23 protein-coding genes are annotated in these 25,565 nt (G+C 39.5%); 18 read left to right on the top strand and 5 right to left on the bottom strand.

What is annotated here, in order from left to right:
* Nucleotides 1-72: 72 nt before the first annotated feature.
* Both pcaU and ACH8JV_RS09180 read right to left on the bottom strand, forming a co-directional pair.
* Nucleotides 73-885, bottom strand: coding sequence for an IclR family transcriptional regulator PcaU (pcaU, locus tag ACH8JV_RS09185; protein ID WP_396520844.1), 813 nt, complete (start codon nucleotides 883-885; stop codon nucleotides 73-75).
* A 42-nt stretch (nucleotides 886-927) separates the two neighbouring features.
* Nucleotides 928-1,848 carry a LysR family transcriptional regulator gene (locus tag ACH8JV_RS09180; RefSeq protein ID WP_114225495.1) on the bottom strand — a complete coding sequence of 307 codons (921 nt, stop codon included), beginning with the start codon at nucleotides 1,846-1,848 and terminating at the stop codon, nucleotides 928-930.
* 88 nt (nucleotides 1,849-1,936) lie between these two features.
* Between ACH8JV_RS09180 and ACH8JV_RS09175 the strand changes: the two genes are divergently transcribed.
* From ACH8JV_RS09175 to ACH8JV_RS09160, 4 genes are read left to right on the top strand one after another with little or no spacing between them, the layout of a single operon-like run.
* Nucleotides 1,937-3,181 carry an acyl-CoA dehydrogenase family protein gene (locus tag ACH8JV_RS09175; RefSeq protein WP_396520842.1) on the top strand — a complete coding sequence of 415 codons (1,245 nt, stop codon included), beginning with the start codon at nucleotides 1,937-1,939 and terminating at the stop codon, nucleotides 3,179-3,181.
* Between the two features lie 17 nt (nucleotides 3,182-3,198).
* The gene (locus ACH8JV_RS09170) at nucleotides 3,199-4,320 is read left to right on the top strand and encodes a phosphotransferase family protein (RefSeq protein WP_396520840.1); all 1,122 of its coding nucleotides are present in this window, start codon (nucleotides 3,199-3,201) and stop codon (nucleotides 4,318-4,320) included.
* The gene (locus ACH8JV_RS09165; protein WP_396520838.1) at nucleotides 4,317-5,015 is read left to right on the top strand and encodes a histidine phosphatase family protein; all 699 of its coding nucleotides are present in this window, start codon (nucleotides 4,317-4,319) and stop codon (nucleotides 5,013-5,015) included. The genes ACH8JV_RS09170 and ACH8JV_RS09165 overlap by 4 nt, the downstream gene beginning before the upstream one ends.
* Before the next feature lie 16 nt (nucleotides 5,016-5,031).
* On the top strand, nucleotides 5,032-5,775 hold the full coding sequence (locus tag ACH8JV_RS09160; RefSeq protein WP_396520836.1) for an SDR family oxidoreductase: 744 nt from the start codon (nucleotides 5,032-5,034) through the stop codon (nucleotides 5,773-5,775).
* A gap of 36 nt (nucleotides 5,776-5,811) precedes the next feature.
* Here ACH8JV_RS09160 and ACH8JV_RS09155 read toward each other — a convergent pair whose 3' ends face one another.
* The 3 genes from ACH8JV_RS09155 to ACH8JV_RS09145 all read right to left on the bottom strand — a co-directional run bounded on the left by ACH8JV_RS09155 (nucleotide 5,812) and on the right by ACH8JV_RS09145 (nucleotide 9,409).
* Nucleotides 5,812-7,068 carry an OprD family outer membrane porin gene (locus ACH8JV_RS09155; protein ID WP_396520834.1) on the bottom strand — a complete coding sequence of 419 codons (1,257 nt, stop codon included), beginning with the start codon at nucleotides 7,066-7,068 and terminating at the stop codon, nucleotides 5,812-5,814.
* 109 nt (nucleotides 7,069-7,177) lie between these two features.
* Nucleotides 7,178-8,527, bottom strand: a complete 1,350-nt coding sequence (locus ACH8JV_RS09150; protein ID WP_017399597.1) for an MFS transporter — start codon at nucleotides 8,525-8,527, stop codon at nucleotides 7,178-7,180.
* Between the two features lie 414 nt (nucleotides 8,528-8,941).
* Entirely contained in the window at nucleotides 8,942-9,409 is a 468-nt protein-coding gene (locus ACH8JV_RS09145) for a MarR family winged helix-turn-helix transcriptional regulator (RefSeq protein WP_004701395.1), read from the bottom strand.
* A gap of 149 nt (nucleotides 9,410-9,558) precedes the next feature.
* Here ACH8JV_RS09145 and ACH8JV_RS09140 point away from each other — a divergent pair, with 149 nt between their 5' ends.
* The 14 genes from ACH8JV_RS09140 to ACH8JV_RS09075 all read left to right on the top strand — a co-directional run bounded on the left by ACH8JV_RS09140 (nucleotide 9,559) and on the right by ACH8JV_RS09075 (nucleotide 25,522).
* The gene (locus ACH8JV_RS09140) at nucleotides 9,559-10,668 is read left to right on the top strand and encodes an amidase (protein ID WP_396520831.1); all 1,110 of its coding nucleotides are present in this window, start codon (nucleotides 9,559-9,561) and stop codon (nucleotides 10,666-10,668) included.
* A 36-nt stretch (nucleotides 10,669-10,704) separates the two neighbouring features.
* Nucleotides 10,705-11,853 carry an acyl-CoA dehydrogenase family protein gene (locus ACH8JV_RS09135; protein ID WP_080593013.1) on the top strand — a complete coding sequence of 383 codons (1,149 nt, stop codon included), beginning with the start codon at nucleotides 10,705-10,707 and terminating at the stop codon, nucleotides 11,851-11,853.
* 26 nt (nucleotides 11,854-11,879) lie between these two features.
* Nucleotides 11,880-12,239 (top strand): hypothetical protein, encoded by a 360-nt coding sequence (locus ACH8JV_RS09130; protein WP_000387554.1) that lies wholly within the window; start codon nucleotides 11,880-11,882, stop codon nucleotides 12,237-12,239.
* A gap of 10 nt (nucleotides 12,240-12,249) precedes the next feature.
* Nucleotides 12,250-12,777, top strand: coding sequence for a nuclear transport factor 2 family protein (locus tag ACH8JV_RS09125; RefSeq protein WP_174745286.1), 528 nt, complete (start codon nucleotides 12,250-12,252; stop codon nucleotides 12,775-12,777).
* A gap of 29 nt (nucleotides 12,778-12,806) precedes the next feature.
* Complete coding sequence (locus tag ACH8JV_RS09120; protein WP_311078510.1) at nucleotides 12,807-14,084, top strand: aromatic ring-hydroxylating dioxygenase subunit alpha; 1,278 nt, start codon at nucleotides 12,807-12,809, stop codon at nucleotides 14,082-14,084.
* Between the two features lie 10 nt (nucleotides 14,085-14,094).
* Nucleotides 14,095-14,580: an aromatic-ring-hydroxylating dioxygenase subunit beta gene (locus ACH8JV_RS09115; RefSeq protein WP_001056936.1), complete on the top strand. Its 486-nt coding sequence runs from the start codon at nucleotides 14,095-14,097 to the stop codon at nucleotides 14,578-14,580.
* 10 nt (nucleotides 14,581-14,590) lie between these two features.
* Nucleotides 14,591-15,328: an SDR family NAD(P)-dependent oxidoreductase gene (locus tag ACH8JV_RS09110; RefSeq protein WP_000815903.1), complete on the top strand. Its 738-nt coding sequence runs from the start codon at nucleotides 14,591-14,593 to the stop codon at nucleotides 15,326-15,328.
* 34 nt (nucleotides 15,329-15,362) lie between these two features.
* Nucleotides 15,363-16,316 carry a PDR/VanB family oxidoreductase gene (locus tag ACH8JV_RS09105; RefSeq protein WP_396520828.1) on the top strand — a complete coding sequence of 318 codons (954 nt, stop codon included), beginning with the start codon at nucleotides 15,363-15,365 and terminating at the stop codon, nucleotides 16,314-16,316.
* Between the two features lie 45 nt (nucleotides 16,317-16,361).
* Complete coding sequence (locus tag ACH8JV_RS09100; protein WP_107881480.1) at nucleotides 16,362-17,318, top strand: p-hydroxyphenylacetate 3-hydroxylase reductase component; 957 nt, start codon at nucleotides 16,362-16,364, stop codon at nucleotides 17,316-17,318.
* 197 nt (nucleotides 17,319-17,515) lie between these two features.
* Nucleotides 17,516-18,430: a transcriptional regulator FeaR gene (gene feaR, locus ACH8JV_RS09095; protein ID WP_001077875.1), complete on the top strand. Its 915-nt coding sequence runs from the start codon at nucleotides 17,516-17,518 to the stop codon at nucleotides 18,428-18,430.
* A gap of 208 nt (nucleotides 18,431-18,638) precedes the next feature.
* Nucleotides 18,639-20,954: a primary-amine oxidase gene (gene tynA, locus ACH8JV_RS09090; RefSeq protein ID WP_396520825.1), complete on the top strand. Its 2,316-nt coding sequence runs from the start codon at nucleotides 18,639-18,641 to the stop codon at nucleotides 20,952-20,954.
* A 144-nt stretch (nucleotides 20,955-21,098) separates the two neighbouring features.
* Nucleotides 21,099-22,316, top strand: coding sequence for a hypothetical protein (locus tag ACH8JV_RS09085; protein WP_396520925.1), 1,218 nt, complete (start codon nucleotides 21,099-21,101; stop codon nucleotides 22,314-22,316).
* Nucleotides 22,317-22,382: 66 nt separating this feature from the next.
* Complete coding sequence (locus ACH8JV_RS09080; protein ID WP_284091760.1) at nucleotides 22,383-23,990, top strand: GMC family oxidoreductase; 1,608 nt, start codon at nucleotides 22,383-22,385, stop codon at nucleotides 23,988-23,990.
* A gap of 44 nt (nucleotides 23,991-24,034) precedes the next feature.
* Nucleotides 24,035-25,522, top strand: a complete 1,488-nt coding sequence (locus ACH8JV_RS09075; protein ID WP_396520823.1) for an NAD-dependent phenylacetaldehyde dehydrogenase — start codon at nucleotides 24,035-24,037, stop codon at nucleotides 25,520-25,522.
* Nucleotides 25,523-25,565 lie beyond the last annotated feature (43 nt).

Here is a 25,565-nt window from a genome sequence, read left to right as displayed (position 1 = left end):
GGGATCTTTTTCATACTCTAAATAGCCTAAGCAAATAATAAAATTTACTCTATAAAATAGCCTAAGTAAGATTTAAAGAACTTGTCTTAAGTCCCGCGAAGTCTCTTGCAATAAAGGCAGAATATGTTGAACTAAATATTCTTCAGTTGTTTTCATAGTCGGAGAGACAATATTTAAAGCTGCAACAACTTTAAAGTCTTGTCCATAAATGGGTACGGCGAGCGCATGAACACCTAATTCGTGTTCTTCACGTGAGTAACACCAATCTTGTTCTCGAATCTCTTGTAGTAACTCTAAAAATTTATCATTTTCGACATGTGTATATTTGGTTAGACGCTGAAGAGGATATTTTTGAAGCCAATCTAATTGTTCTTCATGGCTTAAATGTGCCAGTAAAATTTTACCCGCCGAGGTTGCATGAGCAGGCAGACGATTACCTAAGTGTAAGCCATATGGATTTACACGGTCAGTTTGTTGGTGGGCAGCACTACGGGCAATGGTAATGGCTTCATAACCATCAAGTACCATCACTGAATAAATGAGTGAGGTTTGGTTAGTTAGAAGATTTAATAAAGGCTGAGACACTTTCGGAAGTTGAGCTGCACCTAAATAAGCTCCTGAAAATTTGAGTACTTTTGGGGTTAAATAGTAATAGTGGCCATCTGACTCAAGATAACCTAAATATTCTAAAGTTAATAAATGACGTCTTGCTGCCGCTCGGGTGAGTCCGGTTTTTTCGGCAGCCATAGAAATGTTTAAACGATGTTGATTACTACTAAAGCTATCTAAAATCGCCATGCCTTTACCAATACCAGCAATGTAATCTTCATGACGAATCGTTTTTTTGTTGTCCTGATTCTGGATTATCCGTTCATCTTTACTCATTACTGGTCCTTGTACGATAGAAGCTTAGTAGATCAATTTGCTTTACTGAAAAAGTTTAATAATTTCATGTCGCAAAAATTGATGCCTTAAATTATCCCTTAAATCTTCGTGCCAAAACATACCCATTTTAATATTGGTCATCTCAAAAGGTAGAGAATGTAACCGAATCTCAGGGCTATAAGATAAATGCTGCAAAATCATACGGGGCATGGTAAGTATTGCATCGACTTGGGCTCCCAAAACTTGTAACGCCGTTGAGTAGTTTTGACAGCGCATAAATACATTTCTTGAAATTTTTTGGTGTTGGTTTAAATAAATATCTTCAAGTAAAGCACCCGTACGGCGTGATGAAACACCAATGTGTCGTCCATTAATATAACTAGCTAAATCGACTTCTTTAAGTTGGCTGCAAATAACGAACTCATCTGTGACCAAATGATCAAAGGTAATTTTTGGAGATAAGTATTGTTCTAGATCAATCACGAAATCGAGCTGCTGTGTCGCCAAGTCCGCCATAATATGTTTTCGATCGAGCTTCATACTGACAAACTGCAAATCTAAATTAAGATTTTGAAAATGTTGAGCCAATCTTGGAAGAATAATCGGTTCAATCTCATCATGAACGGCGATTTTTAAGCTTCTTAAACTTGTTGGGTCGAATACATGTTTCTGTTGGCTAATGTTTTGAATGGTTAAAAGTGCTTGCTTAACAGTTGGATAAATCTGTTCTGCAAAAGGCGTTGCAGACATTTTATTGCCTACACGTATAAATACATCATCTTCAAGTTGCTGCCGTAAACGCTGCAAAGCATGACTTGCTGCTGACTGCGTAATATTGAGACTACTTGCCGCATTTGAAATACTTTTTTGCTCATAAATTGCGATAAAAAGCGGATATAAATTGATATCAATTCGGTGAAAAAAACTTAAGTCTAGACCATGTAGGTTATGAATATTATTCATGATGCATTATTTAATAAAATCATTTCATTCATATTAAGTTTCAAGTTATGTTGATGTAAAGACCAGATAATGATGTAAAGGAAAAAGAATGTTTGAACTCTCAAAAAAAGCTCAGGATTTTGCTGAGCGAACTAAAACATTTATTCAAGAAGAAATAGAACCTGTCGAAGCAAAATTTTGGGAAGAAGTTCATGAGTTAAATCCAGATGGAAACTGGAAAAAATGGCAATGGCCTGAGCTTTTAGAAACTCTAAAATCTAAAGCTAAACAGGCAGGCCTTTGGAATATGTTTTTACCCGATGAAAAACTCGGTGCAGGGTTATCAGTTCAAGAATATGCGCATATTGCTGAATTAACTGGTCGCAGTTTATTAGCACCAACCGTTTTTAACTGTAATGCACCAGATACGGGAAATATGGAAGTGTTATGGCGCTATGGCAGTGAGCAGCAGAAACAGCAATGGTTAGAGCCTTTATTGGATGGAAAAATTCGCTCTGTTTTTTGCATGACTGAACCTGATGTTGCGTCAAGCGATGCAACCAACATGCAAGCAACTGCACTCATTGACGGTAATGAAATTGTTTTAAATGGCAAAAAATGGTGGTCGTCTGGTTTAGGTGATCCAAATGCTAAAGTCATTATTTTTATGGCCCATACTCCAGATGAAACTAAAGACCGCCACCATCAACACTCTATGGTTTTAGTACCGATTGATACGGCGGGTGTCGAAATTCAACGTATGTTACCTGTGTTTGGTGACTACGATGCGCCACATGGACACGGTGAGGTTCACTTTAATAATGTTCGAGTGCCTCTTGAAAACTTTATTGGTGGAGCGGGACAAGGTTTTGAAATTGCGCAAGGTCGTTTAGGTCCAGGACGTATTCACCATTGCATGCGCTGTATTGGAGCTGCTGAAAAAGCACTAGAACTTATGATTGATAGAGGCATGTCTAGAACGGCGTTTGGCAAAGAAATTTTAAAACTTGGTGGGAACCTCGAACGTGTAGCCGATGCGCGAGTAGCCATAGATCAAGCCAGACTTTTAACCTTGTATGCTGCTTATAAAATGGATACTTTAGGAAATATGGCTGCTTTAACAGAAATATCTGCAATTAAAGTAGTGGCTCCGAGTGTTTTAGAAAAAGTAGTCGACATGGCAATTCAGCTACATGGCGGTGCGGGCGTTTCAAGAGATACACCATTAACTGGTTTCTTTGCTCAAGCACGCAGTTTACGTTTAGCTGATGGTCCGGATGAAGTACATAAAGGCATGATTGCCAAATTAGAGTTGGCCAAACGTGGTTATTTCGGTCGTCATAAGAAAGTATAAGTTTAAAGGAAGTTAAGATGTCGGTAATTGATATAGGCGGTGAAGTACGTGAAGGTGAAGAGCTTGATATTGGGGCAGTGGAAAACTGGTTAAAAAGCCAAGGTGTTGAGTTGGTTGGCCCAGCAGTCGTTACTCAATATACGGGCGGGGCGTCGAATTGGACTTATCGTTTAAAGTATGAAAATACCGATTTAATTTTACGTCGTCCTCCAAAAGGAACAAAAGCGAAATCGGCCCACGATATGGCCCGTGAATATATGGTGCAAAAAAATCTTGCGCCTTATTATCCCGTGCTTCCTAAAATGGTGGCACTTTGTCAGGATGAATCGGTCATTGGTTGTGATTTTTATGTCATGGAACGCATTGAAGGTATTATTCCTCGTGCAAAATTACCGCCTGAGCTTGGCTTTAATGAAGAAAATGTTCATGAGCTTTGCGTAAATGTTATTGATAAGCTGATTGAGCTACATCAAGTTCCTTATGAGAACACACCTTTAGCTGAACTAGGCAAAGGTGCGGGATATTGCCGTAGACAAGTTGAAGGTTGGGACAAACGTTATGAAAAAGTCCGTACAATCAATGTTCCTTCTTTTAAGTATGTTCGAAAATGGCTAAACGATAATATCCCTCAAGACTCTACGACTTGTATTATTCACAATGATTGGCGATTTGATAATGTGATTTTAGATCCAGAGCATCCAACAGAAGTGATTGGTGTATTGGATTGGGAAATGGCGACCTTAGGTGATCCATTAATGGATTTGGGCAGTGCTTTGGCCTATTGGGTTGAACCTACGGATAACATGATTTTTAGATCAACACGCCGTCAGCCTACTCATTTAAAGGGAATGTTTTCTCGTAAAGAAGTCGTTGACTATTATTTGCAAAAAACAGGATTGGAACCTCAAAACTGGGCTTTTTATGAGGTCTTCGGTGTATTCCGTTTAGCAGTGATTGCCCAGCAAATCTATTACCGTTATTACCATAAACAAACCCGAAATCCTGCATTTAAAGATTTCTGGATCGTGATTCATGCGCTACATATCCGAGCTTTAAAACTTATCGCACAGCAAAAATTGCAAGAATCGGAATTTGCTCAGCAATCTCTACAGAAAATACAGGGTATTTTAAGAAGATGACCACAATTTATCTGGTAAGACATGGACAGGCATCATTTGGTAAAAGTAACTATGATGAGCTTTCTGAAAATGGTGAGGCTCAGGCGACTTTATTAGGCCATTATTTTAAGCAAATATTGAAAGAACAACCTTATGTGGTTGCTGGAACTATGCAGCGTCATGAGCAGACTGCAAAGCTCGCACTAAAAGAATGTTTTCCAGATGCGGTAATTCATCATAATAATTTATGGAATGAGTTTAACCATCAACAGGTTTTTGCCCGTTATGAGCCACGTTTTGAACAGCCTGAACTGTTAAAAGCCGATGTCGCAAAAGAGCATAACCCTCGCGCGTATCTTGCCAAAATATTTGAAGGTGCGATTGAACGATGGACCGACGGCGATTTTCATCATGAATATGATGAGTCTTGGCCGCATTTTAAAAGCAGAGTTGAAACGGCGCTACAGCAACTTTGTGATGAGTTAGCAAAAACCAAACCTCGTTATGCAATCGTTTTTACCTCGGGTGGGGTGATTTCCGTAGCAATTGGCAAGCTGCTTGAACTGAGCCCTAGTCGAACTTTTGCTTTGAATTGGGCAATTACCAATACAAGCCTCACGACTTTACGTTTAGTTGGCAACGAAGCTCAGGTTTTAAGTTTAAATGAACATCATTTTATAAAAGCTGAGCGTCCAGATTTACTGACATGGATTTAAAAATAAGGATAAAAGCATGGCGAAGACAATTTTAATTACAGGTGCAAGTTCTGGTTTAGGCGCAGGTATGGCGCATGAATTTGCAGCCAAAGGTTATAACTTGGCGATTTGTGCACGCCGTTTAGACCGACTAGAGTCCTTAAAAACCGAACTAGAAAATGAGTACGGTATTAAGGTAATTGCGAAAAGTCTGGACGTTACCAATTATGATCAAGTTTTTGAAGTATTTCGCGCCTTTAAACAAGAATTTGGCTATTTAGATCGAATTATTGTAAATGCCGGAGTCGGAAATGGCCGCCGTATTGGTAAAGGTAATTTTGAAATTAATAGAGCCACTGCTGAAACAAACTTCATTTCTGCTTTAGCACAGTGTGAGGCAGCAATTGAAATTTTTAGAGCGCAAAACTCAGGTCATTTGGTGGTGATATCATCCATGAGTGCGATGCGAGGGTTACCAAAACATTTATCGACTTATGCGGCAAGCAAAGCGGCGGTTGCTCACTTGGCCGAAGGTATTCGCGCTGAGTTACTGGATACCTCAATTAAAGTCTCAACCATTTTTCCGGGTTACATTCGTACTGAATTGAACGAAGGTGCAAAACATTTACCTTTTGAAGTCGATGCCAAAACAGGGTGTAAAGCTTTAGTCAAAGCGATTGAAAAACAGCCTGTAAAAGCGTATGTACCACAATGGCCATGGCTACCAATGAGTATTGCCATGAAAGTTTTGCCGTTAAAGTTGGTTAATAAATTAGGATAAAAAATTACCCCCTAAAGTTTAGGGGGTAATTTTTATTTAGAATTTTTTGGTGTAATTGACGAATAAGCGGTCTTCGCCAAAGTCATTACCATGTTTAACGTTGTAGTCAATCCGAATGTATTGCAGAGCCACGCCTTTCAAGAAGGGTTGCTGAAACGCATAGTTTAAAATCACATTCGACTCAGTTTCGTGGTTTTTCTCACCATTGGCTGCTTTAAAGTCATGTCCGTAAACATATTTCACCATCGCATTTAAACCGGGCACATAATCTTTAAAGTCGTAGCCATACATGACATGGTAAGACTTTTCATCTTCTTTAAAGAAACCTGTGGCATTCCAGTTAATGAAATAAGTCTCTGGTAAGAAGCCATCTGGTAGCGGGTAAGCTGATTCACCAATAATCTGTTGGTAACCCAAACCAAAGGTATGGTTTTTTACTTTAACGGTTTCAAGTAATCCGATGTTCTCTGCATCAATATCAAAGGTATTGCCATCATCTTTCGCATTAAAGTACTTAAACTTAGAGGTGAGAGCAAAAGTTGGCTGTTTCCACGTATGTTCAAGTCCTACATAGTGTTTGTTATACAGATCTTCTAAATTACCAAAGTAGTATTCGCCCTTTAAAGACGGCGTAAATTGATAGCGCAGGTCAATGTAGTTCAAACCATCAGATTCTTTAGTAACCCCATTTGCCGTAAAGGAAAACTTTTTAAAGTCTTCTTCATTTCGTGGAGACACTTTTTCCACTCGGCCAATTTCAGCATAGAGTTGATCTGAAAGTTGTGACTTTAAGTTGGTTCCCCAATACGAAGTGAGTAACTGACGGCTGGCATCTACTGCCGTTACAGGTAAATCTAGCCAGAGTTCACCGACACTCAAAAGAGTTTTGTCATAACCCAGTTTTAAAGTTGCACCATATTTTAAATAATCTGAAGCTTGAGATTGCGTTTCTTTATTAAAAGGCAAAACTGTATCCGCAACATGTTTGTCTGAACTTAAGCGCACGGCGTATTGAACGGAAGCATCAGCCCCAATCGTAATTGGTTTGTTTGCTATGACTAATGGAGTGTCATGCATTTTCGATTTATAAAATAAAGATGCTGCCTGAGACCAACTGCCAGTATCTTTAAGTGCATCATTATCAAAATCACGATTGATATAGGCATTTTTTAAAGTGAATTTCCATTCATCTTCAGTTTGCTGATTTGGATTTGCAGCCCATGAGTTGCTGCACATCAGTAATAAAGTGGCAACAGCTAAAGTGTGTGGTTGAAAGCGGTGAAATAATTCCATAATCCATTTCCCAAGTGTAAGCCAGTCCTCGGCACTACGTAATTTTGAATATTTCGGTACTCTCTAAGCGTTTAGTTAGAGAGTACATTTTTGCAATCGGTGAGACCTATTAATTTAATTTTTCAAGCTTCATGCTTTCACTAAAGAATTTGCAGCCTTTAAAAAGTAGAATTAAAGCCAGTACACAAGACAAACCACCCACAATAGATAAAGAAGAACCCACCATTAATGGGCTACCAAAAACTTTATCTGTAATAATGGCTACCAGTGTTGTGCCAATACCGAGTCCAATTAAGTTACTCACCAAAAGGAAGAGGGCAGAAAGGCGTGCTCTAAACTGGTTTGGGGCTAACATTTGCAAAGCAGTTGCTGAAATCACTAGAGGGAAAGATGCAAAGAACATTGCAGGAATCAGTAAGCTAACTGAAAGCCAAAGCTGATCTGTTTGGGTAAAAAATGCAATTGGAATAATCAGGCCAACAATACCAATCACACCCGTGAACATCGGCGCATCTTGGCGACCTTTTTTAATAAACCAGTCATTTAGCCAGCCTGCACAAAATACGCCTAATGTATTTGCGACTAACAGAATCGTACCGAGCATATAGCCTGTTTCAGTCGGCGCGAGTTGAAACTTACGAATATAAAATGCAGGTGTCCAGCTAGTTAGGCTATAGAGTGCCATTGCATAAAAGGTAAAACCTAAATAATGACAAGCAAATGTTTTCGAATGTTTTTTAATAAACTGAAGACATTGTGTGAATTTAACTTGGTCAACTTGTCCATTTTGGTTGAGCTGTTGGCCTTTACGTGCAGGGTCTTTAACGGTCAAAATAAACAGCAAACCAATAATGATGCCGGGTAAACCCACTACTAAAAAGGCAATTTGCCATGCTTTAAGGGCCCCTAATAATGGAACCTCAATGAGTGTCACACCTTTAAGCAGGTTAATCACATAACCGCCAACTAAGAAGGCAATACCTCCACCTAAAAAAGCACCAATTGAATAGATCCCGACAGCACGCCCCAGTTTGTCCTTACTAAACATGTCGCTAAACATTGAATAAGCAGCTGGAGATAAAGCCGCCTCACCGACACCTACCGCCATACGGCTTAAGAACAGTTGAATAAAGTTTTTACTTAAACCGCAAGTTGCTGTTGCCAGACTCCAAACAATAATCCCGATTGAAATTAATTTTGGTCGTGAAAAACGATCGGCAATATAGGCTAAGGGTAAACCCATAACCGCATAAAACAGTGAGAAGGCGAGGCCATGTAATAAGCTAAATTGTGTATCTGAAAGTTGGAGATCTGCTTTAATGGGTTCAATCATCAGCGCCAGAATTTGGCGGTCAATAAATGAAAATATATATGCCAACATACAAAGTATGACCACATACCATGCATATGCATTGCTTTTCTTCTGTGTCCTTTCAACAGCGATATTACTTTGGTTCATACACTTAATCCTTATGTATAAAACGCTTAAAGAAATTGATATCTAACTTTATTATTCCTCTGAAGTTTTCGATATTTCCCCCTTTAGATAAGAATAATAAATCGGCTAGAAATGAGTAGTTTGGTCTCGTACAGACCGGAAGAGTGTGTCTAAACCCAATTAGGAGTTAATGGGTTTTTAAAGATTATGGAATTATTATTTTCTTTTTATATGTAAAATTCCATTACTTATTGAGTATGTTAGAATACCTAAAAAGTATGTTAAGTAAACAGATAGTAATAATTTATTGAATTAAGAAACTGATTTTTATTTATTTTTTAATATTAAAACTTATTTTGATAAAGAGCAGCGAGAAAAGAAGAACTATTTTCAGGCTGCTCTTGAGCGTATCTAACCCGATATCAAGTCAAATAATCAACTTGATGGCATGAGATCAAATAATTTTTTTAACTGGTGATTTAAATTGTGAAGCTCATCTTCTGAAAAAGCATTTAGGATGCCTGCCAAGGTAACCACACTAATTTGATTAATCTGTTCAACCAGCTCGACACCTTTGGGAGTTAATTTCACCATCGAAATTCGTTCATCGGTGGTAGACGAGTAGACCTCGACAATTCCATCTTCTACTAAGCGATATACAGCTTTTGTTGCCGTAGTTAACTTTAAGGTAGAAAGATTAGCGATATCGGTAATACTGGCTTCACCCAAAGCATTAGTACTTAAAATGATTTTACGGCGTGTATTATCAATACCTAGTTTTTTTATTGATTTTTCAATGAGTTGTGAATATTTTCCGTTAACTTGGGAAACCCAAAAAAAAGGGAAGTTTTGAATACTCGACGGTTCTTTATTAGGAAGAAATTGTTCTAAATGATCAAGCATAGCTAAGCAATAACTTAGTGAAAAAAGGGTAATCCTATTATAAACAAAATTTTGGATATTTCCTTGGGAACAAATTATAAAAAATACTTGACAATTCCATTAAATTTTCCGATATTTTAATTAATGAATAAAAATACATGGAAAAGTGAATGAATATTATTAGCCAAAGCGTGCACAAAGGAAGTGGTAAGCTCAAGGTGATGGTCAAGGACACAATTGATATTCAAGGTCTAAAAACCATTGCTGGTAGTCGAGCTTTACTAAATGTTGAACCTGCTCAAGATGATGCTGAGGTGGTTAAAAACATTTTAAAAGCTGACTGTGAAATTATTGCAAAAACAAATTTGCACGAATTGGCTTTTGGCATTACAGGCATTAACCATGCTTTTGGTACACCCATCAACCCTAAATATCCTGAACTTATTCCAGGCGGATCTTCGAGTGGTTCGGCTGCGGCAGTTGCAGCAAAACAAGCAGATTTTACTTTAGGTACCGACACGGGCGGCTCTATCCGTATGCCCGCTGCGTGCTGCGGAGTTTTTGGTTTAAAACCAACTTTTGGCCGTGTGAGCAGAAAAGGCGTATATCCGCCGTCGAGTTCTTTAGATTGCGTTGGTCCTTTTGCAAATTCAGTCGAGATGATTGAAAAGGCCATGCAAATTATTGATCCAACTTTCAAACCTACGGAATTTACTCGTACACCAAAAATTGCTGTTCTCGATGTAAGCGCAGATCAGGTTGTTTGGAACTGTATTCATCAAGCACTTCAAAAAGCAAATTTAGAGACCGTTTTAGAAAAAGTTGAACATTTTGAAGCAGCTTATGATGCAGGCATGCAGATTATTAATTATGAAAATTGGCAAGCTTTTGGTGAATTAACCCAAACTGGCTTAATTGGTTCTGATGTAAATGGCCGTTTATTAAAAGCAGCACACACCACTTTAGAGCAAGTAAAACAAGCGGAAGCTGTGAAAGCGCAGCTCACCCAAGAACTCGATGCACTATTAGACAAATATGATGTATTGGTTTTACCGATACTTCCGCAAATTCCACCAAAAGTTTCTGAAGCTGAAAACACGGTCGCTTTTTTGAATCTTACAGCTTTAGTTCGACCATTTAATTTATCAGGACATCCTGTCATTTCAGTGCCACTTGAAACCAGTGAAGGTTTACCTGTGGGCTTACAGATCGTATCGAAGCATCAAAAAGATGAGCAATTATGCGCTATAGCTAAATTTTGTATTGATGCAATGCAATAAATTACAAGGAGTTAGATGATGAATAAGTTGTCTAAAATGGAGTTTGCTTCTCAAGACAAAGCAGTTGACTTAGACGCTTTGTGTCAAGAAATTCGTGAGCGTGCCTGTACAGGTGAATTTGATAATCAAGCGTATGTGAGTCAAGACATTATCGAAAAACTTAAACAAATTGGTGTTTACCGTGCCTTGGTGCCTAAACGTTTTGGTGGTGAAGAGTGGTCTCCACGGCAGTTTTGCGAGTTAATCGAAACTTTATCTAAAGCTGATGGTTCAGTCGGTTGGGTCGCAAGTTTCGGTATGAGCCCTGCGTATTTGGGAAGTTTGCCTGAAGAAACGCTTAAAGAGTTATACCAAAACGGGCCAGATGTGGTGTTTGCTGGAGGTATTTTCCCACCACAACCTGCCGAAATTACCGATGAAGGTGTCGTAGTTCGTGGACGTTGGAAATTCTCAAGTGGCTGTATGGGAGCTGACATTGTTGGCGTGGGGATTTCACCGCTTAAAAACAATGAAATGCAAGGCTTACCACGCATGGCAGTGATGCCTGCCAAAAAAGCCAAAATCGAAATGACTTGGGACACCGTTGGCCTAAAAGGTACGGGAAGCCATGATTTGGTGGTCGAAGATGTATTGGTCGAAAAGAAATGGACCTTTGTACGTGGTGAACCTTCAAAACTAAGTGAGCCATTTTTTAAATATCCTTCCCTGTCTTTAGCGACTCAAGTATTAACCGTAGTGGGTATTGGAGTTGCCGCTGCCGCATTAGAAGAATTTGAAAAATTGGCACCGGGTAAAGCATCCATTACTGGAGGGTCAGAAATTGCAAACCGTCCAGTGACTCAATATGAGTTTGCTCAGGCAGATGCAGAATTTCAGGCTGCAAAATCTTGGTTTTATCAAACCATGGATATTGTCTGGAATGAAATTATTGCTGGACGAGAAGCAACTGCTGAACAAATTAGCGATATGCGTCTGGCATGTACCCATGCAGCTCGAGTTTGCGCCAAAGTCACCCGAAAAATGCAAATGCTTGCGGGCATGACAGCGATCTATACCAACAATCCATTTAGTCGTTTTGTGAATGACACCAACGTGGTGACTCAGCATGCCTTTATGGGTGATGCAACTTTACAAAATGCAGGCTCAATCAGTTTCGGGTTAAAACCAACCCCAGGTTATTTATAAGTTTTAATTTTTAAAAGGATATTGAGATGGAAGCTAAAAAATCATTACGCGTTTTGTTCTGCATGGGTATTAACCAAAACTTTTTTGACGCGGAACCTGCTGAAGCAAAAGCAGTTTGGGCAGCATTTGGTGAAATGTGGAATGGCATTCATGATTTACCGGGCGTACATGTTTTTGGAAATCTTGATGATGACCAAAGTATGGTTGGCCCAAGTGCTGGCTGGCCTTGGACAACGTACTTGCTTGCAGATGTTCCGGATATTGAAACCGTACACGCCGCTTGTAATTTGTTTAGAACGACGGTAGTGGGCGAAGGGCCATACAAACTTTGGAAATATTGCAAAGTTGAAGCTCGTGTTGGACGCGAATTAATTATCCAACGTTAAGGCGACCGCAATGACTGACAAAGTGAATATTGCAGAAATCATAGAACGACTAGAACACTTAGAAGCGCACAACGCCATTCGTAATTGTCTGAATCGTTATATGGAGATTTGCGACGAGCTCAATGCAAATACAGACCTTGATGAGCTAATGAATCTTTTTGATCAAGACTGTATTTGGGAGGGTATTGGCGAGAAATATGCCAAATCCTTTGGCCGTTATGATTCTTGGCAGTCGATTTACGACATGTTTAAAAGCTATACCCAAAAAGAATCTCACTTTGTTATGAATGCACACTTTGTAAATTCAGAACAAATTTATGTAAATCAAAATGATGCAAATGCTTCATGGCTGATGTTGCAAACTTCAACGTTTAAAGATGGCCGTAGTCATCTGAATACCGCAAAGCTCACCGTGAAGTTTCAAAAGCAAGCAGATGGAACATGGAAAATTAAACATTTCCAAACACAGAATATTTTCAGTCGTCCCGTATCGCATTGGCACAGTGAAGCCGAATTGCCAGTGCCTTCCCAGGAATGACCCAGGACATATTTAAAAGGACTATTGATATGAACAGTATTATCCCAACGCATAACATTGGCACTGATTACGATACTTTGGTTCAAAGTGACCGTGCCCATACTTCTCTTTATAAAGATGAACGCATTTTTGATGAAGAAATGGAAAAAATCTTTTATAGCACTTGGGTGTGGGTTGCACATGCGAGTGAAATTCCAGAAGGTGGGAGTTATAAAACCATTAACATTGGTAAACAGCCTGTGGTTGTGGTACGTGACCGTAAAAAGAAAGTCCATGTACTTTTAAACCGTTGTCGTCACCGTGCAGCAACCGTATGTGAACATAAAAAAGGAAAAACCAATAGTTTTGTATGCCCGTACCACGGTTGGAGTTATGCACTTGACGGTAGTTTACGTGGTGTTCCATCTCCGGAAAGCTACGGCGATTGTTTAGATAAATCAGAATTACCACTGGTGAGTCTACGGGTAGAAGAATATAACGGCATGATCTTCGCTTCATTTAAAGAAGACATTCAACCGCTTGAAGAGTTCCTTGGGCCAGCAAAAAAATGGATTGATCTGTTTATGAAACAAGGTGCGGGTTATCCAATTAAAGTGTTGGGTGAACACCGTTTCCGTTTCCCAGGTAACTGGAAAATCCAGCTTGAAAATACCACCGATGCATATCACTTCCCGTTGGTACACAAGTCATTCTTAAGTTCTGTCGACGAAAAAACCGAAGAACTCTTTAACTTCGAAAACCAGCCGGGCTTTGTTGAAGACTTAGGAAACGGTCACAGTGTCATGGTGATGATTCCTGAACTGGTCGATTTAGAAGAAGACTTAATGGAGCGACCAATTCAAGAGCGTTTCGAAGACTTGGCTCAAGCTTTGCGTGACGAAGGGCATGAAGAGTTAGAAGTACGCCGTATTGTTCGAGCAGTTGGTGGTTCTGGCTTTAACTTAAATTTATTTCCGAATATTGCATGCTCAATGGCGTTCTTCCGTGTGTTACAGCCAATTTCAGTTGCTGAAACAGAAATTCATCACTCGGTGATTACGATGGACGGCGGTCCACAAATTGCCAATCAATATCGCTTACGTTTGCATGAACATTTCCAAGGCCCATTTGGTTTTGGTACGCCAGATGACTCCGAGGCTTGGGAACGCGTACAACATGGTGCCAATGCCGGTAATGACTTATGGATCATGCTCAACCGCGGTTTACCGGGTGAAGTTAAAACTGAAGATGGCTTAAAAAGTGATGTCAGTGCTGAAACAGGTATGCGTGCAGCATATCAGCAGTGGAAAAAGATGATGACAGCTTAAGGAGAGAGCAATGAATATGAATCTGCAATTATTAAATGAAGTCACTGCTTTCATCTGGGCTGAAGCAGATATGTTAGACCACAGTGAATACCGTGAATGGCTCAATTTATGGAATGAAAAGGGCATTTATATCATTCCGATTGACCCGAATCTCACAGACTACGAAAACAACTTAAATTATGCCTATGACGATAATCATATGCGTAAGTTACGGGTAGAGCGTCTTGAAAATGGTGAGGCAATTTCTACAGCACCAAAGGCGAATACGGTACGCAGTATTTCGCGAGTACGAGTGATTCAAGACCAAGATGATGAAATCGTTTTACGTTGTGCTCAAAACCTACGTGAATTCCGTAAAGAAAACCTCAAGCATTACACGGCCGATATTACATACCATCTAACTCGTGATGCTGATACTGGTTTTAAGATTAACCGTAAAATTATTAACTTGGTTAACTCAACCGATACCTTAGCTGGTATTAGCTACATTCTTTAGGAGCGGTAACATGAAACAGGTTGTTTTAGTGACAGGTGCTGCTTCTGGACTCGGTAATGTGATTGCTGAATATTTTGCGAGCCAAGGCCATCAAGTGATTTTGTCAGCGAGTACGCTTGAAAAAGCCGAAAATGCCAAGGCACAAAGTCAATATGCACAAAATATGTTTCCTTTAAAACTGGATATTTCAGTTGAGGCAGATTTTCATGCAGCGGTGCAATGGATTGAAGAGAAATTTTCTAAACTTGATGTGTTGATTAACAATGCCACTGTCACCAAAGCAACGCCGGTATTAGAAATTACCGCAGCCGACTTTGATTGGGTGACCCAAGTCAACCAGCGCGGCACCTTTCAAGCTTGCCAAATTATTGGCCAATTTATGGCTAAAAAAGGCTATGGACGCATCATTAATATGGCTTCGTTAGCAGGACAAAACGGTGGTACTGCAACTGGTGCACACTACGCGGCAACCAAAGGTGCGATTGTGACGTTAACCAAAATTTTTGCCAAAGAGTTTGCGGCAAAAGGGGTAACGGTCAATGCAGTTGCACCGGGACCAATGGAATCTCCAATCGTTCATAGCGTGGTGCCAGACGAAAAAATGGAACAGTTCATCCAAAATATTCCAGTTAAAGCCTTAGGAAGTATGCACTTTATTGCTGAAACTTGTGGGTTGCTTGCGAGTCCAAATGCGGGGTTTGTGACTGGTGCAACATGGGATATTAACGGTGGTTTATTCATGCGTTAAGCCAATAGGCTACGCATGAAAAGGGAGTTGAATCATGACTACACTTTATGATGTTGTCGTTAAAAATCGCCATGTGGAAGGTGGAAATATTGCAGTCATGGAATTTGAATCTGCAACTTCTACAACCTTGCCAAAAGTTGAGGCGGGTGCGCATATTGACGTGCACTTACCAAATGGCATGGTGCGCCAATATTCACTTTGCCAAAATCCAAATGACGAAGGTAAGTTTCGTCTTGGAATTTTACGTGACCCTGAATCACGTGGTGGCTCAGTCTCGGCTTTTGATGAAATTAAAGATGGCATGCAAATTCAGGTCAGTGAGCCAAAAAATTTATTTCCACTTTTAAAAGCCAAACACAGTGTATTGATTGGCGGTGGAATCGGGATTACGCCGTTAATCACGATGGCCTATCAACTTGCACACGAAGGTGCATCGTTCGAGCTTCACTACTGCGGCGCTAGCCCAGAAAACTGTGCTTTTGTTGATGAAATTAAAAATGGTGAGTTAGCACAATACACAACTTTCCATTTTAAATCCGAAGGCGCAAGCCATAGAGCATTTTTTGAATCTGCCATCAAAGATATTGACCTTGAGAGCCATATTTACACCTGTGGTCCAGTCGGTTTCATGGATTGGGTGATTAACCTCGCCACGACTCACGATTTTCCTGAACAGCAAATCCACAAAGAATATTTCCAAGTTGAAACTGATACTTCTGGAGATTCATTTGAGGTGGTGGCTGAGCGTAGTGGAAAAATCATTATGGTTGAAGCTGGCGAAACCATTTTGCAGGCTTTGGCGAAAGAAGGCATCGAGATTGAGATGTCTTGCGAACAAGGCGTATGCGGAACCTGTATGTGCGATGTAATTGAAGGTGAACCTGATCATCGAGATGTTTACTTTACTGACGAAGAAAAGGCCAGCAATGAGCAAATATTGGTGTGCTGTTCACGCTCTAAAACATCGAGATTAGTTTTAGATATCTAATGCTCTCGCGATTTATATGGATGTAAGAGAAGGTTTAGGAGAAAGATAATGAATGTATTACAACAAATAGATGAGTTTACGGTCGATCCACTACAGTTCCGACGAGCATTAGGAAATTTTGCAACAGGCGTTACCATTGTTACTGCACAAAATGCACAAGGTGAAAAAGTAGGAGTCACTGCAAATAGTTTTAACTCGGTGTCACTCGATCCACCGCTTATTTTGTGGAGTATTGATAAAAAGTCTTCAAGTTTTTCGGTGTTTGAACAAGCCACACATTTTGCTGTCAATATTTTATCAGGCACTCAAATTGAGCTGTCTAATAAGTTTTCGAGACGAAATATTGATAAATTTGCAGACACAAATTTTCAACTCGGTGCAGGACGTGCACCCATTTTAGAAAATTGTTCTGCGGTGTTTGAGTGCGAACGTTATCAAGTGATTGAAGGTGGTGACCACTGGATTATTGTTGGCAAAGTGGTTCGTTTCCATGACCAAGGGCGAAGCCCGTTGGTTTACCATCAAGGTGCATATTCTTGTGTCATGCCGCATCCAAGCCTTCAAGTTAAACAAACTGAAGAGAACGGCGTAGACCAAACACATTATGGGCACTTATATAATAATGTCTGCTACTTAATGAGTCGTGCTTTTAAAGCTTATCAAACCGACTATATCCCTAAGCAAATGGCTTCTGGGTTTCGTACCAGTGAATCACGTCTTTTGCTCGTTTTAGCCAGCGGTACTGCTTCAAGTAAAGAAGATTTACCACGAGATATTGCCATGCCAATGCAGGAAGTTGAAAGATCAGCTGAAATTCTAAAATTTGAAGGATTATTGGTTGATCACGATAATTTATACGCACTGACGGAAAAGGGTAAACAAACGGCGCAGTATTTGTTTGATATTGCCGATAGCCATCAAAATGAGGTATTTAAAAAGTATTCTGAGGAACAAAAGGATATTTTTATTACCATGCTGCGAGATTTTGCAGGAGTAGCATAAGTCCCATTAAGCTGATAAATTGAATTGATTTATCAGCTTATTCATATCTAGCTGATTATCATCAAAACAATTCCAAGGATAAGGAATTTTTGGCACACAATTTGTTTATCAATAAAACAAGATTGCAAAAAGCCAAGACAGTGCACCACCACAAACGCAAAATTTTGAGTGGTGATACATGTATAGAGAGGTAAGGGATGAACCAATATGTAAGCGATGCATTACTCACATGGACGCACCATATTAAAAGTGTGTGCGGCAATTTTGAAACCGATTTTGACGGAACCCGTAATTTATTCATTGGTGAAGTTCAGTGCTTTTTATTGGGTGATACCGAAATTGCTTTTATTAAAAACAATGCCAATAAAATTGTCCGAAAAGCCGATGAAATCGATCGAGTGAATAATCGTTTTTGTTTTTTGATTTTGCAGTATTCGGGAAAAATGCTGCTCGAATATAAAAATGAAACTCTCAGCTTGAATGAAGGCGATATTGTCTTGGTCGACCCGGTCGAAACAATTTCGATGTACCCGCAAGGTTTGGTAAGCCAGATTTCAGTGCACCTGTCGCGTGAAAAATTACTTAAAGAAAATATTAGTACCGAATATTTTGGAAAACTGATTACTCAAAATATGAGTGGTTTTTTACTCAAGAATATTTTGAAAAATATGTCTGCTGAAAACATTAAGCTTTGGTATGCAACCGAAGATGGCAATGCTTTTGAAGATGCGTTAATTGCTTTAATCAAACCCACAATTAATTATAAAAATATAAATAGCTCAAATAACCTGATGGAAAAAGCTGAGCGCTATATTATAGAAAACTTAGCAAAACCCGATTTAACCCCTAAATTAATTGCAGAGCATATTGGGGTGTCGCTACGTCATCTCTACCGTTTATTTCTTCAAGAAAATTTATCTATTAACAAATATATACAGCTCAAACGCCTAGAAAAAGTCAAAGCAGATTTGCTTGATAAAAAGAATAAACAAAGCTCGATTACCCAGATTGCCTTGAAATGGGGTTTTTGGGACGGCGCTCATTTTTCAAAGATCTTTAAAAAAACATATGGTATCTCTCCTAAAGAATTTAGAGAGGGTATGCCGGTTTAAATCTTTCATCTCTCAATGTCATTTTTAGACAAATTCGACGTCATTCTTGAACAAGCTAGCCCTATGTAACTGTGTTGAAATTAAATTCATTAGAGCAGGTTAGATAAGCTTAATAACCATAAAACTATTAAGTTAGTCTAATGAATTTCACTCACAGGAAGTGCATTTTAACTGTCTGATTCAGATAGTTCAGGGATAGATGAAAAGGATGAAACCAATGCGTAAACAACGATTATTGAATGACATACAAAAAATACTGGCACTTAACTTATCAATCGCTGCAAGCTTTTGGGGAATCAACACTCAAGCATTTGCGCATGGTGGCAAGGCCGAAATGGTCTCACTTTATCAAAACATGAGTGAGCAAGGTGCTAAAGTTGTCAAAGACGATTTTACCAATACTTATATGATCACCAAAGGCTCTATGGTGGTTCGAGCTAAACCTAATTCAGATCAGGTTTTGATAAATGGCAAACCTTTCAAGCTCAGTGTGCCTTTATTAATCAAAGATGGTAAACCTGTTATTGGAAAAGATTTTTTTAATGAAGTATTCCAGTCTGGGTTAGATCAAACCTTTAAAGTTGAAAATACTTTTCATCCGCTCAATAGCTTAAATTCCGACGAAATTAAAAAAACATTTGATGTGATTAACCGCTCGAAATATGCCTATAAAAATATGCGTTTTGCCGAGTTAAAGCTTAAAGAGCCTGAAAAAGCAAAAGTTTGGGATTACTTTATTAATCACAAAGAATTTAAAGAAGATCGTATTGCCTCATTTATTTTGTTAAAGGGGAGTCAAGCGATTGAAGGTGAAGTTAATCTTAACACTCAACAAGTCACAAAATGGAATGTACTGAAAGACACTCATGGAATGGTGTTACTCGATAATTTTGAAGCTGTACAACGCGTAATTGAGACAAGTAAAGAATATCAGGAAGCTTTACGGAAACGCGGCATTACCGATGTGAAGAAAGTGATTGCTACACCGCTAACTGTTGGATATTTTGGCGGTAAAGATGGTTTGGATAAACAACTCAATATATTAAAAGTCGTCGCTTACCTCGATGTAGGCGATGGTAATTATTGGGCGCATCCAATTGAAAATTTAGTTGCTGTAGTCGATTTAGATAAAGAAAAAATTATTAAGATTGAAGAAGGTGCGATCATTCCTGTGCCGATGGCAAATCGACCTTATATGTCGAATAAGCCCGTAGCAAGTAAGCTAAAACCACTCAATATTTCTGAACCTGACGGTAAGAACTTTAGCATTACAGGTCAAACCATACATTGGGGCAACTGGTGTTTGCATGTGGCGTTAGATTCTCGTGTTGGCTTACAGCTTTCAACCGTGACCTATAAAGATAAAGGCGTTAAGCGTAAAGTCATGTATGAAGGGAACTTGGGTGGAATGGTAGTTCCATATGGTGACCCTGATATTGGTTGGTACTTCAAATCTTATTTGGACTCTGGCGAATATGGTATGGGAACACTTACCTCATCTATTCTTCCGGGAACTGATGCACCCGACAACGCTGTTTTACTTGATGCTGTGATTGCAGATTATAAAGGCCAGCCACAAGTGATTCCAAATGCCATTGCTGTGTTTGAACGTTATGCAGGACCTGAATATAAACATCACGAAATTTTTGGTAACCAAGATGCGAGTGAAGCACGCCGTGAACTTGTCGTGCGCTGGATTAGTACGGTTGGAAACTACGATTACATGTTTGACTGGGTATTTGCCCAAAATGGTGTAATTGGAATTAATGCGGGTGCGACGGGTATTGAAGCTGTTAAAGGCGTTAAATCACGCACCATGCATGACAGTACCGCAAAAGAAGACACCAAATATGGAACTTTAATTGACCATAATATTGTGGGTACAACGCATCAGCACATCTATAACTTCCGCTTAGACATGGATGTAGATGGGGAAAACAACAGCTTTATGCATATGGACCCAGTGGTGAAAGCCAATGACAAAGGCGGTGTTCGTACAAGTTCAATGCAAATTGATAGTAAAGTCATTACGAATGAGCAAAATGCAGCTGAAAAATTTGACCCATCCACTATTCGCTTACTCACGAATTTCAATAAGGAAAATAAATTAGGCAATCCTGTTTCTTATCAACTCATTCCTTTTGCAGGTGGAACACACCCTGTGGCAAAAGGAGCTAATTTCTCTAAAGATGAATGGTTATTTAAACGTTTGAACTTTATGGATAAGCAAATTTGGGTGACTCAGTACAATCCAGACGAACGCTATCCTGAAGGGAAATATTCAAATCGTTCGACTCATGACACAGGGTTAGGACAGTTCATTGGTAACAACGAAAATATTGAAAATAAAGACCTCGTGGTGTGGATGACAACAGGGACAACCCATGTGGCACGTGCTGAAGAGTGGCCAATCATGCCAACAGAATGGGTGAATACACTCATCAAACCTTGGAACTTCTTTGACAGCACCCCGACTTTAAATTTGGGTGAAGAAGAGCAAAATACTCAGCACGACCATCACTAAACGGGTGCATGATCTAGAGTGGGTAACGAATCGATTACCCACACTTGAGCACGGTTAGGCCGTTCGCAAAAAAGGAATTTCTCAATGAAAAATTTATTTTCTCAGGTTGTGAGAGGGACTCTCTTTGTCTCATTTTTTTCAACTGTGCATGCTGGTGAGCTTGAAATTAAGTCAACTTTTGAAGCAACTTTTGGGGCTTTTAGTAGCGGTAAAAGCTATAACGGCGAAAACCTAGATGATGAAAGAGTCAATTGGCAAGAAGGTCATCTTAAATATGGTGCGAAGGGAAACTACACCTTTAAAAACAATCAGCTCTATGCAAGCTTGAGCGGTATTAGCTCGGCAACATTTGGTGATGGAGACGCAGGCCAAAATAGTAATGGCAAAGAACGTAAAACAGATGTGAATGAATGGATCATTGGTTTTAAAGACGGCACCAATAAAGATGAGTTAACGACCTATGATTTAAGTATTGGTCGACAAAATATCATGATTGGTGATGGGTTCTTCATTGCGGGTGATGCGTTAAATCTTGGTAAAGCGCCCGCGGACGGCACACTAGATCGGGGCGGAGCATATTATCTGGCAGCTCGTCGAAGCTTTGATTTTACAAGTTTGCTTCAATACAAACCGCAAGAAAATACAACGCTAAAGCTGGCTTATTTAAAGTCCGACAATAAAGCACAATTTTCCCCAGAACTCTTTGTGACTGATCTGATGTATCAGCTTAAAGATAAGGGCGTTGGGTTCACTTACTTAAATGTATTAGACCTAGAAGATGCTGAACACGTTTCAGGGCGAGAAGATCTTAAAAATTATGCTTTACGTTTGAATTATCAACCTTTACCAGAGCTACAAGTTAAAACTGAGTTTGTAGTTCAAGATAAAAAAGATAGCCACGAAAATGCTGGCTACATAGCGTTGAACTATAACTTGTTATCTTCAAAATATACGCCCTCATTAGGCTACCGTTTTAGTCATTTTTCAGACCAATACGACACGATGTTTTATGGAAATACAGTCGGCTTTGGTACATGGTTTCAGGGCGAAGTTGCTGGAAATTATGCTGGTCCATTCAACAAAAATGCCGATATTCATCAAGTTTCTTACAGTATGAATCTAAAAGAAAATTTTATGTTGGGTGCTTTGGCCTATAAGTTCAAAACAGTAAATAAATCCTTAACTAATGTAGATGGACATGAACTAGATGTGTTTTCAGTTTGGTCGGTTAATAAAAAATTCAACGTTATTCCTTTAGTTGGCCTTTATAAACCAAAACACGATATCCATAGTGGTGGTACTCAAAACTACGATGACAAGACCAATGTCTATACGCAGTTAATTCTGCAATACATCTATTAAATTAGAGCGAAGGAGATCGCGTTTATTGGCGGTACATTCATAGAAATAAAATTAGGATAAAATCAGATGAATCAACAATATGACTATATCGTGATTGGTGCTGGCTCAGCAGGCTGTGTGGTCGCAGCACGACTATTAGAAGCCAAGGCAGGGCGTGTTCTTGTTCTAGAGGCAGGAAGCCGAGATAGCAGTATGTTTCATACGATACCTGCAACAGTAGTTAAAGTATTCCAGCAAAAATCATGGCAATACATGACGGTTCCACAGAAATATTGTAATCATCGTGAAATGATCCTTGCACAAGGAAAAGTGTTGGGAGGTGGAAGCTCGGTCAATGGCATGATCTATTGTCGAGGCCAACGACAGGATTATGATTTATGGGCATCGGAATGGGGATGCAATCAGTGGTCTTATCAACATGTGCTGCCTTTTTTTAAGAAAGCAGAAAAAAACGAAAGTCTTGCTGATGAATATCACGGACAAGATGGCATTTTACCTGTCAGTGAAAACCGCTATCGCCATCCTTTAACGCTTGCTTGTATTAAAGCAGGTCAACAAATGGGGATGAATTACGTCAATGATATTAATGGTTGGGATCAGGCGGGGGTAGGGTTTTATCAAACTACTACTCAAAACGGTTCTCGGGCGAGTACCTCAAAAACTTATTTAAAGTCAGTGGAAAATCACCCAGACCTCACGGTGATTACTGATGCCTTAGTCCATAAAATTGAAACTCAAGGTGATCAGGTTACTGGGGTGACTTATAGCGTTGTGGGAAAATCACCAATTACTGTACAGGCTCAAAAAGAAGTTATTCTGAGCGCTGGTGCAATTGGCAGTCCTAAGGTTTTATTACTTTCGGGAATTGGCCCAAAACAGCATTTAGATGAACTCGGAATAGAATGCATTCGTGACTTACCTGTAGGTGACAATTTTCACGACCATTTGCATATGTCGGTTAATGCGACAGTAACAACCAATAATAGTCTGCTCGGTGAAGATCAAGGTTTAACTGCGGTAAGACACTTTTTACAGTGGTGTTTTACACGTTCAGGGTTGTTAACCACTAATATTTTAGAGGGTGGTGGTTTTATTGACACTAATAACAATGGTCGACCTGATGTCCAGTTTCATTTTTTACCTGTGCTGGATAATTTTGATAATACCCCTGGTGAAAAAGCAGTTGCTCAGGCACATGGCCTTACCATTAAAGTCGGACATGTACAGCCAAAAGCACGTGGGACTTTGCGTTTAAGCAGTAAAGATCCCAAAGATTTACCTGTTATTGACCCTAATTATTTAGGCCATCAAGAAGATATTGATGCAAATATCCGTGCGGTACAAGCCGGACTTCGCCTATTACAACAACCGGCATTGAAAGCGATTGTCAAAGAAGTCGTTGAGCCTGCAAATGTCGATCCTGATGATATTGAAGCGATTGATAAATGGATGCGTCAGAACATTAAAACGGTTTATCACCCCGCAGGTAGCTGCAAAATGGGCAATGCTCCGCAAGATTCGGTCACAGATCAGACACTTAAAGTACATGGTTTTAAAAACTTACGTGTGGTGGATTGTTCTATTTGCCCACAAGTTCCAAGTGGTAATACCAATGCAATTGCCATCATGATTGGTGAACGCGGTGCAGACTTTATTTTGAATCAGGTCGCGTAGTTGCTGTCATAACAAAAGTTTAGAAATGAAAAGAGGAAAAGAAAATGAGTGAAGTTCAGATTTTAGAAAGCGTACAGCAATTTATGGCACGACAACATGGACATTTTATTGATGGAAAATTAGTTGCTGCCGAGCTTTTAGATAAAGTGGATATTGTAAATCCATCGACTGAACAAGTTGTGGCTCAAATTAGTATTGGTAGTCAAAACGATGTAGATAGTGCGGTAACAAATGCCGAACATGCTTTTCAAAATGCTTGGGCTGAAACTACGCCGTATGAACGTGGCGTTAAACTAAATAAGCTCGCCGATTTAATTGAGCAATATGGTGAAGAACTTGCACAGCTCGAATCGTTGTCTACTGGAAAACTTATCAATATTTCCCGTCATCTTGAGGTCGCACAATCTGTTATTTTCTTAAGATATTTTGCGGGTTGGGCAACTAAAATTAATGGTCAAACCATGCAACCGTCTATTCCTTCTATGCAAGGTGAGAAATATACGGCCTTTACTTTAAGGCAACCAGTGGGGGTAGTTGCAGGGATTGTGCCTTGGAATTTTTCACTGATGATTGGTGTTTGGAAAATCGGTTCAGCTTTAACAACTGGCTGTACCATTGTGCTTAAACCAAGTGAGTTTGCCAGCTTATCTTTATTGCGTTTAGCCGAACTTGCCATTGAGGCAGGTATACCGGCTGGTGTGATTAATGTGGTTACGGGTAAAGGTGATACAGGACAATATTTAATTGAGTCGCCGCTCGTTAAGAAAGTCTCGTTTACAGGTTCAGTACCAACAGGCATTGCGATTGGTAAGCTCGCGATGAGCAGTGATTTAACCCGTGTAAGTCTGGAGCTGGGTGGTAAAAATGCCATAGCCATCTTGGCTGATGCAAATATTGATGAGATTTTACCAACTTTGCTGCAAGCAACTTTTGTACATCAAGGCCAAGTTTGTGCATCGCCAGAGCGTTTTTTTGTCCACCGTACAAAACATGATGAACTTGTCGAGAAACTCTCTAAAGCACTCTCTAGTTTCAAAATTGGATCGGCTATGGATGAAGGAAGTATGTTTGGTCCACTCTCTAATCAGCCACATTTTAATAAAGTGAAACATTATTTAGATATGGCTAAAGCCAACAACCAGATTATTGCTGGTGGTGAGGCTCTAGATCAGACAGGATATTTTGTACAGCCGACTTTGATTTCCTTCAAAAATACGGATGATCCTTTATTTTCAGAAGAAACTTTTGGTCCAGTAGTCGGGGTAATGCCATTCGAAAATGATGAAGAACTTGTTCAACTGATGAATCAGTCGCGCTTTGGTTTAACCGCAAGTATTTGGACAAATGACTTATCTAAAGCTTTACGTTTAATTCCTAAAATTGAAGCAGGGACCTTGTGGGTCAATATGCATACGTTCTTAGATCCATCAGTTCCATTTGGTGGGGTAAAAGCTTCGGGAATTGGCAGAGAGTTTTCAGATGCATTTATTGAAGATTACACCGAATTAAAATCAGTCATGATTCGGTATTAAGCCAATAAAGAGGTTTGTCACTTTATAAATAACAAACCTCAGC

The organism is Acinetobacter sp. ABJ_C5_2 (genome assembly GCF_044538485.1).
GTDB lineage: Bacteria > Pseudomonadota > Gammaproteobacteria > Pseudomonadales > Moraxellaceae > Acinetobacter > Acinetobacter nosocomialis_A.
Note: the sequence above shows the minus strand (reverse complement) of the source record. Positions and strands in the feature narration are given on the sequence as shown.